Source organism: Nonomuraea corallina (assembly GCF_027620315.1).
Lineage (GTDB): Bacteria > Actinomycetota > Actinomycetes > Streptosporangiales > Streptosporangiaceae > Nonomuraea > Nonomuraea corallina.
In genome coordinates, this window is sequence record NZ_JAPNNL010000070.1 from 1 (window position 1) to 15,015 (window position 15,015).

12 protein-coding genes are annotated in these 15,015 nt (G+C 72.4%); 7 read left to right on the plus strand and 5 right to left on the minus strand.

What is annotated here, in order from left to right; translation table 11 throughout:
* The coding region (locus OUY22_RS18585) for a carbohydrate ABC transporter permease (protein ID WP_270156280.1) at positions 1 to 844 on the minus strand (844 nt) is incomplete at its 3' end.
* A gap of 5 nt (positions 845 to 849) precedes the next feature.
* A complete protein-coding gene (locus OUY22_RS18590) occupies positions 850 to 2,088 on the minus strand; it encodes an ABC transporter substrate-binding protein (RefSeq protein ID WP_270156281.1) in 1,239 nt (412 codons plus the stop codon).
* A gap of 243 nt (positions 2,089 to 2,331) precedes the next feature.
* On the opposite strand from OUY22_RS18590, the gene OUY22_RS18595 reads away from it, so the two are divergent.
* The 3 genes from OUY22_RS18595 to OUY22_RS18605 all read left to right on the plus strand — a co-directional run bounded on the left by OUY22_RS18595 (position 2,332) and on the right by OUY22_RS18605 (position 5,396).
* Complete coding sequence (locus tag OUY22_RS18595) at positions 2,332 to 3,021, plus strand: FadR/GntR family transcriptional regulator (protein WP_270156282.1); 690 nt, start codon at positions 2,332 to 2,334, stop codon at positions 3,019 to 3,021.
* 296 nt (positions 3,022 to 3,317) lie between these two features.
* On the plus strand, positions 3,318 to 4,649 hold the full coding sequence (locus OUY22_RS18600) for a ricin-type beta-trefoil lectin domain protein (RefSeq protein ID WP_270156283.1): 1,332 nt from the start codon (positions 3,318 to 3,320) through the stop codon (positions 4,647 to 4,649).
* Positions 4,650 to 4,913: 264 nt separating this feature from the next.
* Positions 4,914 to 5,396, plus strand: a complete 483-nt coding sequence (locus OUY22_RS18605) for a hypothetical protein (protein ID WP_270156284.1) — start codon at positions 4,914 to 4,916, stop codon at positions 5,394 to 5,396.
* 156 nt (positions 5,397 to 5,552) lie between these two features.
* On the opposite strand, the gene OUY22_RS18610 is transcribed toward OUY22_RS18605, so the two are convergent.
* Positions 5,553 to 6,161, minus strand: coding sequence for a TetR-like C-terminal domain-containing protein (locus tag OUY22_RS18610; RefSeq protein ID WP_270156285.1), 609 nt, complete (start codon positions 6,159 to 6,161; stop codon positions 5,553 to 5,555).
* A gap of 239 nt (positions 6,162 to 6,400) precedes the next feature.
* Here OUY22_RS18610 and OUY22_RS18615 point away from each other — a divergent pair, with 239 nt between their 5' ends.
* Positions 6,401 to 7,573 (plus strand): DUF418 domain-containing protein, encoded by a 1,173-nt coding sequence (locus OUY22_RS18615; protein WP_270156286.1) that lies wholly within the window; start codon positions 6,401 to 6,403, stop codon positions 7,571 to 7,573.
* Positions 7,574 to 7,684: 111 nt separating this feature from the next.
* Positions 7,685 to 10,696 (plus strand): DUF6493 family protein, encoded by a 3,012-nt coding sequence (locus OUY22_RS18620; protein ID WP_270156287.1) that lies wholly within the window; start codon positions 7,685 to 7,687, stop codon positions 10,694 to 10,696.
* 389 nt (positions 10,697 to 11,085) lie between these two features.
* On the opposite strand, the gene OUY22_RS18625 is transcribed toward OUY22_RS18620, so the two are convergent.
* On the minus strand, positions 11,086 to 12,396 hold the full coding sequence (locus tag OUY22_RS18625) for a DUF1254 domain-containing protein (RefSeq protein WP_270156288.1): 1,311 nt from the start codon (positions 12,394 to 12,396) through the stop codon (positions 11,086 to 11,088).
* Positions 12,393 to 13,460 (minus strand): DUF1214 domain-containing protein, encoded by a 1,068-nt coding sequence (locus OUY22_RS18630; protein WP_270156289.1) that lies wholly within the window; start codon positions 13,458 to 13,460, stop codon positions 12,393 to 12,395. Before OUY22_RS18630 ends, OUY22_RS18625 begins: the two co-directional genes overlap by 4 nt.
* Before the next feature lie 61 nt (positions 13,461 to 13,521).
* Here OUY22_RS18630 and OUY22_RS18635 point away from each other — a divergent pair, with 61 nt between their 5' ends.
* Together OUY22_RS18635 and OUY22_RS18640 are read left to right on the plus strand one after the other, a co-directional pair.
* Positions 13,522 to 14,187, plus strand: a complete 666-nt coding sequence (locus tag OUY22_RS18635; RefSeq protein ID WP_270156290.1) for a TetR/AcrR family transcriptional regulator — start codon at positions 13,522 to 13,524, stop codon at positions 14,185 to 14,187.
* A 140-nt stretch (positions 14,188 to 14,327) separates the two neighbouring features.
* Positions 14,328 to 15,008 carry an esterase/lipase family protein gene (locus tag OUY22_RS18640; protein ID WP_270156291.1) on the plus strand — a complete coding sequence of 227 codons (681 nt, stop codon included), beginning with the start codon at positions 14,328 to 14,330 and terminating at the stop codon, positions 15,006 to 15,008.
* Positions 15,009 to 15,015: the final 7 nt, after the last annotated feature.

Below are 15,015 nucleotides of genomic sequence, written 5' to 3' on the forward strand. Positions count from 1 at the left end.
CTCGGCGGAGCACGGAGATCTGCAGGAGCCCCACCACGAGCATGACGACGAAGAGCACCGTCGAGGCGGCCGAGGCGAGCGCCGGCCGGTTCAGCTGTCCCTGCTGGTGCCAGATGTAGTACTCCGGCAGGTAGGTCGACCCCTCCGGGCCGCCGCTGGTCATGACGAAGAGCAGCCCGAACATGGACGTCAGCATGCCGATCGTCGTCGTCACGAAGACGAACTGGATGGTACGGGTCAGGCCCGGGATGATCACGTGCCGGATGGACTGGCGGAGCGACGCGCCGTCCACCCGGGCGGCGTCCAGCAGCGAGCCGTCCAGGGTGCTGAACCCCGCGAGGAACACCACCAGGGCCATCCCGAACGTCGCCCAGATGTGCACCCCGGCCACCGTGACCATGGCGATGCCCGGATCCCCCAGCCAGTCGACGGGACCGGCGCCGAACGCCGCCAGGACGGAGTTCAGCGGGCCGTCGTACCCGAGCACGAGGTTGAAGATCGCGCCGACGATCACCGGCGAGAGCACGGCAGGGAAGAAGTAGACGCTGCGGTAGACCCGGTGTCCCGGCACGCGCAGATAGAGGAAGGTGGCGAGCAGCCCCGGGATCGCCACCGCCACGGGAAGCAGCAGCATCAGCAGCCCGACGTTGCGCAGCGAGGTGTGGAACAGCGGGTCCGTGGCCAGCTCCAGGTAGTTGCCCGCCCCGACGAAGGCGCCGTTGAGCTCGCCGTCGCCCGTGAAGGAGAAGTTGACGCCCAGGGCCAGCGGCCACAGGCGCAGCACCACGATGATCAGCACGGCCGGGGCCACCAGGACGTACGGCGCGAGGCGCTCGGCGCGCACGGGGGTCAGCCCGTCCGGTCGGAGGCGGCCAACTGCTCCAGGGCCCCGTCCACGGTGATCGACCCGCTCAGGAGCTTCTGGGACAGCCTGCCCATCACGTCCAGGGTCTTGGAGGACAGCGCCACGTGCAGGGCGGGCTTGCCGGTCCGGATCTGGGAGGCGATCGCGGCGGCGGCCGGACCGGCCTTCGAGACGTCGATCGTGGTGTCGGAGGTGATCGCGCCGGCCTCGGCGTAGAACGCCGTCAGGGCCTCCGCCGAGGTCAGGGCCCGCACCAGGCCGGCGGCCAGCGCGGGGTCCTTCGTCCCCTTGGCCACCGCGTAGCCGATGCCGCCGTCGTACGGAAGGCTCGGGGCGGCCCCGTCGGTGACGACCGGGGCCGGCATGACGCCGAGCTTCTCGGGCGGCAGGAACTCGCCGAAGTCCTTCCAGTGCCCGATGTCCGACATCAGCCCGATGATGTGAGCGGCCTTCCCGGTCTGGAAGACCCGGAAGACGTCGGTGAACATCGCGGTGGAGTTGGCGCCGCCGTTGTTCAGCCCCTGGTCGCCGGCGTCCTTCCACAGCTCGAAGATCCGTCGTACGTGGGGGGAGGTCCAGTCGCGCTCGCCGGCGATCCAGTCGTCGTACTCCCGGGGGGTGAGGATGCCGGAGCCGAGGCCCGACAGGAAGAACTGGATGCCGAAGCCTTCCTTGTTGCCGAGCGCGAAGCAGGCGGCCCCGGTCCTCCGCTTGATGGCGGCGCAGCCGCTGACGAACTCGTCCCAGGTCCCGGGCGGGGCGGCCGGGTCGAGGCCGGCCGCCTCGTAGAGCGACCTGTTGTAGTAGATCGGGTGCCCCTGCAGGGTCACCGGCGCCGCGTAGACCTTGCCCCCCTCGCTGAACGCGCCCCAGCCCGCCAGCCGGTCCCTGTCCTCGGCCACGTACGGGTCCAGCGGGAGGAGCATGCCGGCCCGGTCGCGGATCTGCCCGCCCCCGTTGAAGAGCATGACGTCGGGCGCCTTGTTCGACCGGCTCGCCGTGCCGAGCAGGGTGTAGTACTGGTCGAACGGCTGCGCGACGAACTCGACGGTGACCCCCGGATGCCGTTCGGCGAAGACCGCCTTCGCCTTGGCGACGTACGCGGCGGCAGCCGGTTCGCCGGACTTCCAGTCCCAGACCACGAGCTTGCGCTGCGCCTCTGCGGACGGAGGGTCCGTCCGGGTCGCGCTGCCACAGCCGGCCACGGTCAGGGCGACGGCCATCCAGGCCGCCCATAACGCTCGGTGTCTCATCGCTGCCCGCTTTCGGGAGCGGCCGACGGATCCGGCCGTCTGCGGTAAACGTAATTCGTATGACGTATTACGGCAAGAGATCTCGCGTATACTGTGCGCGGTGACGCTGTCACCTGGCAGGTCACCGGAGGCGACATGACGGCATCGCGCGAAACGGCCGGCAGTGGCCCGGCGCCGGCCTGGGTCCATCGCCCGCCGAGTCTCGCCAGAGCGGTGACGGCCGAGTTGGTGGAGCGCATCGTGCGCGGGGTCCACCCGCCGGGCACCCCGCTGCCCCCCGAGCCCGCGCTGTGCGAGGCCTTCTCCGTGAGCCGCACCGTCGTGCGGGAGGCGGTCAAGATCCTTCAGGAGAAGGGGCTGGTGCAGGTCCGGCAGGGCTCCGGCACCATGGTCACCCCGCCGGCGACGTGGGACATGCTCGACGAGCTCGTCCTCAGCGCGACCATCGCCGAGGACGAGAGCCTGACGATCCTCGACGACCTCGTCGTCACCCGGCGCGTGCTGGAGTCCGACATGGCCAACGTCGCCGCCCGCCTGGCCGGGCCGGACACCATCGACCGGCTACGGGCGCTGGTGGACCACATGGACGAGCTCGTGGGCGACCCGGCCACCTACGCCGAGAGCGACCGCGCCTTCCACGACACCATCATGCGCGCCTCCGGCAACCGCATCGCCCGCGCCGTCGTACGGTCGCTGGAAGGTCAGGTCGTCAACACCGCCCGGTACATGGGCCGGACCGAGCGGGCCCTGTGCGTGGCGTCGAACCTCGGCCACCGCCGCGTCTACGAACGCATCGCCGCGCACGACCCCGAGGGCGCCGCCGAGGCGATGTTCCGGCACATCACCGACGCCTGGATCGTCCGCCGCAGCGGCACGGCCGATCCCGTGCGGCTGCGGCGCTAGCACGGCCCCTCGGTCCGGTGAAAGTTACATCGCGGCAGATCAACGACCGCCGCGTCGGCCTGTCCTGGTCAGGCGGAGGAGCGGCGAGGCCGGCCTGGGCGGGAGACCCCGGCCTCGGACGCCCGGACGCTTGACAGATCTTTTCGCGGCGTTGTTTGCTCCGCTGCACCATCGCCGTCAGCCATCGGAAAGAGAGGAAGGCGATCCAGGCGGCGTTGAGTTAGCGCTAACATCCGCGACGCCCGGACGCTTCCGTTCACGTGTGTCACCAGGACAACGGCAAAGGAAAGTGCGTGATGCCGAGGCTCAGACTCCTCCTCACCGCCATCGCGTCGGCGGCACTGCTCGTCGTCCCGGCCATGGGACAGCCGGCGCTGGGCGACAGCACGACCCCGTCGCGCACGGCGCCGCGCGCCCTCGCGCCCACCGCGGGATGCGGCAAGACCCCGGCCCTCAGAAGCGGCGCCCAATCCATCACCACGAACGGCAAGAACCGCAGCTTCATCCTGAGGATTCCGGACAACTACCAGAACACGACCCCGTACCGGCTGATCTTCGGATTCCACTGGAACGGCGGCACCGCCAACGACGTCGACTCGGGCGGGACCAGCGGCTACCCGTGGTCCTACTACGGGCTCAGGGCCCTGTCGAACGGCACCGCGATCTTCGTCGCGCCCCAGGGCCTCAACAACGGCTGGGCCAACTCGGGCGGCGAGGACGTCACCTTCGTCGACGACATGATCCGCAGGATCGAGGCGGACCTCTGCGTGGACACCGCCCAGCGCTTCGCCCTGGGCTTCAGCTACGGCGGCGGCATGAGTTACGCGCTCGCGTGCGCCCGCCCGACGGTGTTCCGCGCGGTGGCCGTCTACGCCGGCGCGCAGCTCAGCGGCTGCAGCGGCGGCACGGAGCCCGTCGCGTACATCGGGCTGCACGGCCTCAGGGACTCGGTGCTCAACATCTCCGCGGGCCGCTCGCTGCGGGACAGGTTCGTCAGGAACAACGGCTGCACCCCCCAGAACCCGCCGGAGCCCGCATCGGGCAGCCTGACGCACGTCGTCACCTACTACTCGGGGTGCCGGGCCGGGTACCCGGTCGCGTGGGCGGCCTTCGACGCGGGCCACACCCCCGGTCCCGTGGACGGCAGGCCCGGTGACTTCGAGCCCGGCGAGAACTCCTGGACCAGGCCGGTGGTCTGGGACTTCTTCACCCGGCTGGGAGGCGGCGACCCGAATCCGCCGGACACGGGCGCGTTCCGGGGAGTCGCGTCGAACCGGTGCCTGGACGTCAACGGCGCGTCCCAGGCCAACGGCGCGCAGGTGCTCATCTGGGACTGCAACGGTCAGCCCAACCAGCAGTGGACCGTCACCAGCGCCGGTGAGCTGCGGGTGTACGGCACCAAGTGCCTGGACGTGAACGGGGCCGGGACCGCCGACGGCACCGCCGTGATCATCTGGGACTGCAACGGCCAGAACAACCAGAAGTGGCGGCTCAACGCCGACGGCAGCATCACCGCCGTGGGCGCGAACAAGTGCCTGGACGTCAGCGGCGCCGGCACCGCCAACGGCGCCAGGGCACAGATCTGGACCTGCCACGGCGGCGCCAACCAGAAGTGGACCCGCGTCTGACCGTCTCCACGGAGCGGCCGTGACACCGCGCACGGCCGCTCCCCGGTCGAGGTCGTCACCGGGCCCCGCCAGGGGGACAGTGGAGCTCAGGCCTCTCAACACCGAGCCCGCACGTGAGGGACGCGCAAGGCCGAAGGGCGCCGATCCGGCCGGTATTTGTACGCGGCCGGCCGCGAGGCGCCGGGGCGACACTGCGGGGACAGGGGCCGTGCTCCCCGCGGATCGGGGAGATCCTCACGCGCCCTCCACGGAGAAAAGGGCACCATGAGATCTCACAAGCTGATCGCCGGACTGGCGCTGACCGTGGGCGTGGTGACGCCGCTGGCCGTGACCGCGAATCCGGCCGCCGCCAGGGCGACGTCGTGCCGCGTGCAGCTCTACGACATCGACTCGCTCAACGCCGCGGAACGGGACGGGCGGGATGAGCTCCGCTTCCTGGTCGGCGGGAACCTGTTCCCCAGGTTCACCGAGGACTACTTCCCGATGGTGACCGGAGGCGACGGGGACCCCGCCGACTTCGAGCACCCCACCACGGTCGTCGGAACCATCGGCAGCGTGGGCTTCGACCTGCGCGAGGTCACGCCCCCGGCCGCCGGCACGGGCGACAGCCTGGGCGTGGCGATCGCGAACGGCGTCACGTGCTTCGCGCTGGACAGGGGCGAGGTGGCCATCGAGGACACGTTCCTCGACGGGACCGATGAGACCTTCTACTCCTACCACGTCAGGCTCAAACTGACCGGACTCTAGGTCTGGTCGTCGACTCGGGCACCACCTGGGTCACGGAGGAGAAAAGAATCCGCGGTCTGTATAACGCGTGCTACCTGACCATCAGCAACCGCAATTGCTACGGCAACATCTACAACCGCCGATAAAGGAATCGCGGCGAAGACGAAGGCCGATCGGTCAGTCGCCCCCCGGGCGGGGGGCGCGGAGTCCGACGGCCGGGAGGATGGCCTGGTCGACGATGTCGGCCAGGTCCTCGTCGCTGGGCGGTGTGCCGTCCAGCAGGCGCTTGGTGACCAGCGCCTCGCCGATGTCGGCGACCACGGGGGTGAGCAACGCGGCCGGGAAGTGGCCGCGGTCGGCGTAGTACTGCAGCACCGTGCTCGTGAACGTGCCCCCTCGCCGGGCGAAGACCTTCTCGAAGATCGCGTCGGAGACCTGCGCGGCGCCCATCGGGTCGGTGAGGATGGCCGCGACCGCACGGCCGGCCGGGCTGAGCATCCAGGCGCGCATGAGCTGGAGTGATCGGATCAGGTCGCCGCGCAGATCGTCGGCTCCCGGGGTGGGCTCCTCGACGGGATGCGCGTGGTAGAGCGCGTCCAGGAGGATGTCGATCGGGTCCGACCAGCGACGGTACAGCGTGGTGCGGGCGGTCGCCGCCCGCCTGCCGATGCCTTCCATGGTCAGCCGGCCGACGCCGACCTCCACCACCTCTTCCAGCACCGCGGCGCGGATGGCGTTGGCCACCTCTTCGGCGCTCCGCCGCGCCCGGCCGCTGTGATCTCCCAATCGTCACCCCTCGTTCGATCCCAGGGCCGCATCTTACTCGTGGAGTCGCACCGCGACCGGCCCGTGGGAGCGCCCGCATCGAGACACCGGCGCCGAGCTACGCCACTGTAGCTATATTGCTGTAGCTACAGTAGCGTAGCCTTAACAGCGCCGGCCGGACGCACGCCGCCGGGGACACCGTGACACCCGCACGCCCGAGCAGCCGCAGAGGCGGGGTCCTTCGATGTGAGAGGTCAACCATGTCCATCGCTCCTCCGGCTCCCGCTCCCGGGGCCACCCCCATCACCCGCCGGGCCCTCGCCCCCGATCTCGCGCGCGGGCTGATGCTGCTGCTCATCGCGCTGGCGCACGCGCACATGTACCTGTCCGGCCACGACGCGGGCTTCCGCGGCTACGCCCTGGACGGCGCGGTCGTCGACAGGGTGGTCGCCGGGGTGCAGATCGTCCTCGTGGACGGGCGGGCGCTGCCCATGTTCGCGGCCCTGTTCGGCTACGGCCTGGTCCAGCTCGCCGATCGGCACCTGGCCACCGGCAGGAGCTGGCCGCAGGTGCGCGCCGTGCTGCGCCGCCGGAGCCTGTGGCTGCTGGCCTTCGGGTTCTGCCACGCGCTGCTGCTGTTCTTCGGCGACATCCTCGGGGCGTACGGGCTGGTGGGGCTCGTGCTCGTCGGCTTCGTCCGGCGCGAGGACCGGGCCGTGCTGCGGGCCGCGGTGATCGGGCTGGCGCTGCACGTCGTGGTGATGTTCGGCTTCGGGCTGCTCACCGTCTCCGCGCCCAAGGGCGACACGCCCGCCGCCATGGCGGATCCCGTCGAGGCGCTCGTGATGCGGCTCATCGGATGGTCCGGAATGACGCCCACCTACTTCGCCGTCAGCGTGGTGCCCGCCTTCCTGTTCGGGATCTGGGCGGCCCGGCGGCACGTGCTGGAAAACCCGACGCCGAACCGGGACCTGCTCTCCCGGGTCGCCGTCGCGGGCACGGCGTCGGCCGTCGTGGGCGCGGTTCCGCTGATGCTCGTCGACACCCGGATCTGGACGCCGTCGGACCTGGTCTCCGTGTCCGCGTACGCGCTGCACAGCGTGACCGGCATCGCCGGCGGGCTCGCGTACGCGGCGATCATCGGACTCGTCGCCGGCCGGGCGCGACGCGGCCGTCCCGGCCCGCTCGTCAGGGCGCTCGCGGCCTGCGGCCAATGGTCGCTGACCTGTTATCTGCTCCAGTCAGTGATCTTCGTCGCGGTGTTCGCCCCGTACGCGGGAGGCCTCGGCACGCGCGTCGGCGACGCCGTGGCGTCCGGCATCGCCGTGGTGACCTGGCTGGCCACCGTGGCGCTCGCCGCGCTGCTGGCGCCGGGCGGGCGCAGAGGGCCCGCCGAGGCCGCGCTCCGGCGGCTGACGTACGGGAGAAGCTGACCCGCGCGAGGACCCCGGGAGCCTTCCCGCGCCCGGGAGACGGGACCCCGTACCGCCGCCGGGCGCGGCCGGCGGTTTGTCGGAGGCGATCCCTAGGGTGCGGCGCATGACGTGTTCGACTGCTTCCGTGAGCGCTGCCTGATGACGGCCTGGGCGCGGGTCCGTGACCGCATCATCGCCCGCGACACCCGCGGGCTGGCCGAGGTCGTGATCGCCTTGTCCGGCGCCGAGCGCGCCGAGGTCGCCCGGCAGCTCCCGGACCTGCGCCGCGAGCTGCGCGAGGCCGCCGACCGCCGCGCCAGGGCGCGCTGGTCGCTCGGCATGGGCGAGGGGGACGACCTGTGGGAGGAGGACGGGTCCGCGCCGGATCCGTGGGACACGGCACTGGATGCCGTCGGCGGTCACGGCGCGGTGCTGCGGATCGCGGGAGCGGGCGTGCTGTCCGGTCCCGCCGCCACGGTCTCCTGGCTGGCCCGGCGGGAGTTCGCCGACCGCCGGGCCGGGGTGACGGACCTGATCCGGGTGGTGGCCGCGCGCCCGGCCGGCTGGCAGGCCGAGGTGGCCGGGCGGCTGGCCCGTAAGATCCGCACGGCCGACGACCCCGACGGTCCGCTCGCGCTGGCGCTGCTGCGGGCCTGCGGCGTCCCGCCTCCTGAGCACGACCCGCTGGTGACCGCCTGGCTCAGCTCCCGGCCGGTCCCCGACGACCCGCTGATCGGCGCGCTGCTGCCGAGGATCTTCGAGGCCGAGGGCGCCGGTCGCGCGCTGCGCTGGGAGCGGCTGGACCCCGTCCCCACCCCCTGGCTGTCCCTGCTCGACCGGCTGCGGGAAAGCGGCCGGGTGTCGCGCGCGGAGCTGCTGGACGGCTGCCTGTCCCGCTTCCTGCGCGGCGGGGACACCCTCGGCCTGCGCTTCTTCGTCCGCCTGCACCAGCTGCTCGACCCCACCCCGCAGGAGGCCGCCGACCGGGCCCGCGACTACCTGCGGCTGCTGCCCACCGCTCCCGGCCCGGTCGCCGAGCTGGCGCTCGCCCAGATCAGGCAGGGCGGACCGCACGAGGAGGCCGAGGTCATCGAGGCGATCGGCGCGCTGACCTTCCGCCCTGAGGCCAAGCTCGCCCTGGAGGGCCTGCGTTGGCTGGAGCGCGCACTGCCGGACGCCGCGGAGCAGGCGCCCGCGCTGGCCGGCGCGCTGGCCACCGCGTTCGCGCACCGCTCGGACGAGGTCCAGGGGCGGGCGGCCAGGATCGCGCTCAAGCACGCCGCGGCCTTGGCCCCGGCCGCGGAAACTCTGGCCCAGGCCGTGCCGATGCTGCCGCCGACGCTCGGCGCCCGGGTGGCGGCCGTCCACGGCGGGGAGGTGCCGGCCCCGGAGCCGCCTGAGGTGTTCACCCCGCCGCCGCTGCCGCAGCCGTACGAGCCGGAGCCGTTCCCGGAGCCCACCCTGGACCTGCCCTGGCACATGTACCAGTGGCCCGACCACGAGCGGTGGCTGGCCGCGTTCACGCGGCAGGCGAGCGGTGACCGGGAGGAGCTGCGGCGGGCGCTGAGCGCCTACGGCGACGAGCCCCACCTGTTCCAGCAGACGAGCTGGACCAACACCCGATCATGGTTCAGCGCCCTCGCCCTGGAGGTGATCGCGCCCGGCGCCGATCCGGGTCCGCCCGAGCCCGAGCCCGTCGACCCGTGGGCGGGAGCGAGCTTCACGGTGAGTGTCCAGCCCGTGGAGGAGCCCGAGAGCGGCGACGGGGAGCGGGAAGAGGAGGGCGAGCCGTATCGGATGTTCGCGGACCTGCCGGAGCGGGTCCGCGAGGGCATCTTCGAGCAGGTGCTGGAGATCGGCGTGTCCGAGGAGCGGGTGGCGGCCATGCGCGACGGGCTGCGGATTCCCCCGCCGGGACCCGGCGAGCCGGGAGACTTCCGCGTCCACATCGGCTCCTTCGGGTTCGGGCCGCTGTTCACGGACCCGGAGCCGCCCGACCCGATGGTGGAGTCGCGCCGCCGGCGTCGCCTGCCGCAGCCGTGGCAGGTCTCACCGCCGCACCTGTTCGTGCTGCGCCGGCTCAGCGAGGTCTACGAGGCGCTGCGGGCGGGCACGCTGCCGCCCGTCCTGCTGGCCACGCCCACGCGCTCGACCGGGCACCTCGACCCGGACGTGCTGGTGGACCGGCTGGAGGAGTGCGCGGCGGCGGGCGTCGAGCCGCTGACCGCCGACCTGGTCCAGGCACTGGTGCGGCTGCCCAGGGGACGTCACCCGGGAGCGGCCGCGAGAGCGGCGCGGACCGGCTCGCCGGCCGCCGCGACCGCTGCCGCCTGGCTGGCGGGTGAAGGGCTGCCCGACCCGGAGACCGGGCTGCGATGGGCCTACCTGGACGGCGCCGTCGACCGCTACTTCGACGAGCACGAGCCCGATCGCCCGCAGTACGAGGTCAGGCTGAAGCCCATACTGCGTGCCGAACCGGTCGGCCACGCGCCGCTCGACGACCTGCTGCGCGAGCCGGCGCACTGGAGCTACGACGACCACGGCGGCGCGATGGGCTGGTGGCCGGCCGTCCTGCCGTCGCACCGGGAGGTCGTGGCCGTCAACTACCTGCCCTTTCTGCTCCACCCGACGATCGCGCCGGTGTTCGTGGCGGCGCTGATCGACGCGGACGGCCCCGTGGGAGAGGCGCTGGCCCTCACCCTGGCCTATTTCGTCGCCGCCGGGCATCCGGAGGCGCCGTCCCTGCTGCTGCGGATGGCGGCCAGGGGGGACCTGCCGGCCGAGGCGGTGGGTGAGCAGGTCGCGCTGCTGCTGCGGCGCACAGCGCGGTTCGACAAGCGGGCGGTGGTGCGGGTGCTGGACGAGGCGGCACGGCAGGGCGCCCACGCGGCGGTCTGGCGGCTGCTCACGACGCTGCTGCCCGCCCTGCTGCCCGATCCCGGCGAACGGCCGGGCGTCGCGCACACCCGGGCGATGGCGCTCGCGGCGGACACGGCGACCTGGGCGGCGGCACGGGGCGCGATCCCTCAGGTGACGGCGTACGCGGCGGCGGGGGGCCGCAGCCGTTTCGCGCGCGAGTGCGTACGGCTGCGTGACCAGCTCGGCCGGGACGGGGTGGCCGCGACCGGAACGGGCGCCTAACTCAGCGGGGTGAGCGTATTGTAACCCTGCGGATACAGGAAGTGATGACCTTGTCCGGGGATTCCCGTGACGAAGTCATCACTTTGTGTGCACGCTGGCGGCATGCACCCACTGATCTGGTTGGCCCTCGTCATCTCCGTCGTCTACCTGGGGTCCTGCTACTTCCATCCCTACATGAAATGCCCTCGCTGCAATCGCTCGAAAGAGTCGCATTCGACCACCTTCAAGGGCGCTTTCGGCAAATGCCGGGCATGCAATGGAGTCGGGCACTCGGTGAGGTTCGGGGCGAAGATCCTCGGCCGGAAGTGACGTGCCCGAAGCCGGTCTTCGCACCGCCGGACGAAGACCGGCCTGCCGGGCGTCGCCGCCGACGACCCCGTACGGGCCGGTCAGAGACGCGGCCGGTGGTCGAGCACGGTCACGGGCGGGTACGCGTACGCGCCGTCGAGGACCGGGCGACGGGGCAGGTAGAGACGCAGGATCAGGTTGAACCGGCCGTCCGGGACGGGCAGCCAGTTGGTCTCGGGTCCCGCGGGCGGATGGTGGGACAGGTAGAGGTCGAGGGAGCCGTCCTCGGCGGTGACGAGACCCGGGTCGTCGCCGCTGATGGAGTAGCGGCCGCGGCTGTTGGGGACGAGGAACATGTCGGGACCGTACGCGGTGAGGGACCAGAACGCGTCGACCGGGGGCAGGCCGTCCTTGGGGAAGCGGATGCGGTAGCGCTTGGAGCCGTCCAGGGGCAGGCCGTCCGCAGTGGTGGAGGTCCGCGGGTAGATCGCCTCCTCCGCCGGGACGGGGCCCCAGAAGTATCTGGCGACCATCGCCCGTTCACGGAGCCCGCCGCTGGTCTCCCGGGTGCCGAGGCCGAGGTTGGCGGTCCAGCCGTTGACGGTGTGCGGGGCGTCGGCGGGGGGTTCCAGCTCGCGCATGCCCTCCGCGACCGCCTCGGCGAGGACCGTTCTGCCGGGCTCGTCCAGTTCGGCGCTGGGCCGGCGGCCGGCGGCGACGCCGAGGCCCGCCACGGCGTCGAGGGCCCGGCGCTGCTCGGCGGTGACGGGCGGGTTGGCCGGGAGGGCGGCGCAGAGCTCGTCGAAGAAGCCGAGGCCGTTGCGCCCGGTGTCGTGCGCGCGCCCGGCGGGAGGCGGCAGCGGCATGCCTCCCGGGGTCCGGGCCGGGGCGCGCAGCTCGATCCTGGTGGCCAGGGCGCCGGCCTCGGCGGCGTCGGCGGCGTCGAGCGCGCGGACCCGGCACAGGAGGAAGGCGTGGCCGGTGGGACACCATAGCGGTTCGAGACCGCCGGGGACCGGGCCGGAGTGGCCAGGCGGCAGGATGGCCCAGGAACCACCCCCGCCGCCGGTGGTCCGCGTCCCGAGCAGCCCGAAGCCGCCCATCCAGGCGTCGAGGAGCTGCACGCTGTGGTAGCGGTCCGGGATGGCGGGGAGGGTCAGCGTCAGGGGGCCCGCCCGCAGGTCCAGGACGGCGAGCGCGTAGACGGTGTCCAGGTTCGGCGCGACGATGGCCCGGCTGTCGGGGCCCGACAGCCGTCGCGAGGCCCACATCCGGTTGACGCCCAGTCGCTGCGCCATGCCCTGCATGATGCGCATGGTGGTGACCAGGGGGAAGCCGGCGAGGAAGGCGTTCTTGGCCGCCGTGACCCGGGGGTCGGCGGCGTTGGGGCGGTGCCAGAGGGGCGAGCTCATGTCGTTCCTCCAGGTCGGGGGTGCGGGACGACGCGTCCTTCGGGGATCACGACCTCGTCGCTGAGCAGCCATCGGAAGAGGACCCAGCCGCGCGGGTGGCCGGCGGTGTCGAGCCAGTTGGGCTCGCCCGGGTCGGAGTGGGCGACCACCACGCGCAGGCTCCCGTCGGGCGCGAGCGTCGCGCTGCCGGCGTTGAGCGCGGTGCGGCGGCTGCGATGGTCGAGCGACTGGCCCCACCGGTTGGCGAGGTGGACGCCCCAGTAGCGGCAGCGCGGCGGCACGGCCTCGACGACCAGGGCCTGGTCCGGTTCGAGGGAGTACCAGCAGATGACGTAGCCGGCGTCGGGTGTCCCGTACAGGCCGTGGCCCCGGTGGTGGACGAAGCGGTTGGGGGTGGCCTCCGCCTGCTCGGCGCGCCCGCGTGCCACGCCCGTCGCGGCGGTGACGAACGCGGCGGCCGACCCGGCGAAGGCGGCGAAGCGGGCGTCGTCGAAGACCGGGTCAGGCCCCGGATCGTCGAGCGCCTCGATGGCGAACCGCGCGGGCCGGTCGCGGGCGCGGTCGAGGAAGTACTGGCGGGCGATGACCGTGTGCGCCCCCGGTTCGAGCTTGATCCAGGCGCCCGGCCGCTCGTCCGGGGAGAGCGTGATCTCGAACGAGCCGTGGGGGCCGAAGGCGATCCGCTCGTCGTTGAGGTTGCTCACGCGGGTCGGCCGGCCGTCGGAGCTGTTCGCGCCGTAGACGCAGAACGCGAGGTACGGCACGGTGCCGCGCTCTCCCCGGATGCGGTACGAGCGGCGGCTGGAGATGAGCGCGATGTCGTACGCGGTGTCGGGGTTGTCGAAGAACAGCTTGCGCACCGGCGTGACCCCCGGCAGGAACAGCGGGCGGCCGGAGTCGCGGGTCCCGGCCCGGTCGGTCTGGTCGGCCAGGACGTGGAGCACGTAGCGGAGGCCCTCGGCGACGTCCACGCCCGCGTCGGGCCCGGCCAGGCCGGTGACGGTCTCCCCCGCCTCGTCCAGCGCGCGCACGAGCCGCCTCCAGGCCGCGAGGGCGTCCGTCATGCGTTCGGCTCCCAGCTGGTAATGTATCTCATTAATACCTGCTGGACGATAGTATGCCGCCGTGGCCAGATCAAGTACCCGTGACGCCCTGCTCCACCAGGGGGCGCTGCTGTTCGCCCGCCACGGGGTCGCCGACGTGACCACCCGGCAGCTGCACGACGCCATCGGGGCGCGCAACGAGTCGGCGCTGCACTACCACTTCGGCAGCAAGGACGGCCTGGTCGAGGCCATCCTGCGAGCGCACCTGGAGGCGGTCGAGGCGCGCCGCGCCCCGCTGGTCGCCGCCATCGCCGCCGGCGACCGGACCGCCGACCCGCGGGCCCTGGTACACGCGCTCGCCGCCCCCATGGACGAGGACCTCCGCACCGAGCTGGGCCGGGCCCACCTGCGCATCGTGGCCAGGCTCAGCTATCCCTCGCTCGCCTACCGGCGGCCGTTCCAGATCGTGGACGCGCCGGCCGGGCTCGCGGTGGCGCGATGGCTGCACGCGACGCTCGAACCGCTCCCCCGCCCGCTCCGGCTGGAGCGGCTGGCCATGCTGCGCTCCCAGCTCATCAGCCTGTTCGGCCTGCGCGCCCAGCTCCTCGACGAGTCGGCTCCCGGCGAGCCGCCGGTGACGGCGGAGTTGTTCTCCGGCAACCTGCTCGACATGCTCGTCGCCGGCCTGACCGCCCCGGCCTCGGCGCAGACCCTCGCGGCGATCCCCGGAGTTAACGACTCCCATTAGACGGCCGGATGATAGAGGACCCGAGGCAACCGGGTCAAGCTCATGCCGCCTGTTTGGGGAATACATTTTAATTGTTGCCATTAAGTTTCGGGTCGCGCACAATCAGGTGGCATTCGTCGGACCCCACGAGGAGGTCGCCCATGAACGCCGTGGCCCGCGCCGCGACAGCCCTGACAGCGGCGCTGCTGACGTGCCTGGCCGTGCTGGTCCCCGGCGCCCCGCCCGCGCGAGCGGCCATCGAGCCGATCCTGTTCGTGCACGGCTACGGCGGCGACGGCGGCCGGTGGAACACGATGATCGACCGCTTCGAGGCGGACGGATGGCCCGCCGACCGGCTGTTCACCATCGACTACGACAGCGCCAAGTCCAACGTCGACATCGCCGCCGACATCCGGGCCAGGGTCGACGCCATCCGGTCGGCCACGGGCGCGGCCAAGGTGACGATCGTCGCGATGTCGATGGGCTCGCTGAACAGCCGCCACTACCTCAAGTTCCTCGGCGGCACGACGGCCGTCAGCACCTGGATCTCGCTGGCGGGCCCCAACCACGGCACCACCGCGACCCGGTTCTGCCCGCAGGACCGGCCGACCTGCCAGGAGATGCGGATCGGCTCTCCGTTCCTGACCGCGCTCAACAGCGGGGACGAGACGCCGGGCGACGTCGCGTACGGCACGCTCTGGTCCGACTGCGACACGGTGGTCAACCCCGACTCCAGCGTGTCCCTCGCCGGGGCCGTCAACACGTACGCCGGGTGCCTGTCGCACGCCGCGTTCCTGACCGACGCCTCGGTCTACGCGAAGGTCCGCGACTTTGTGTCCTGAACGGCAG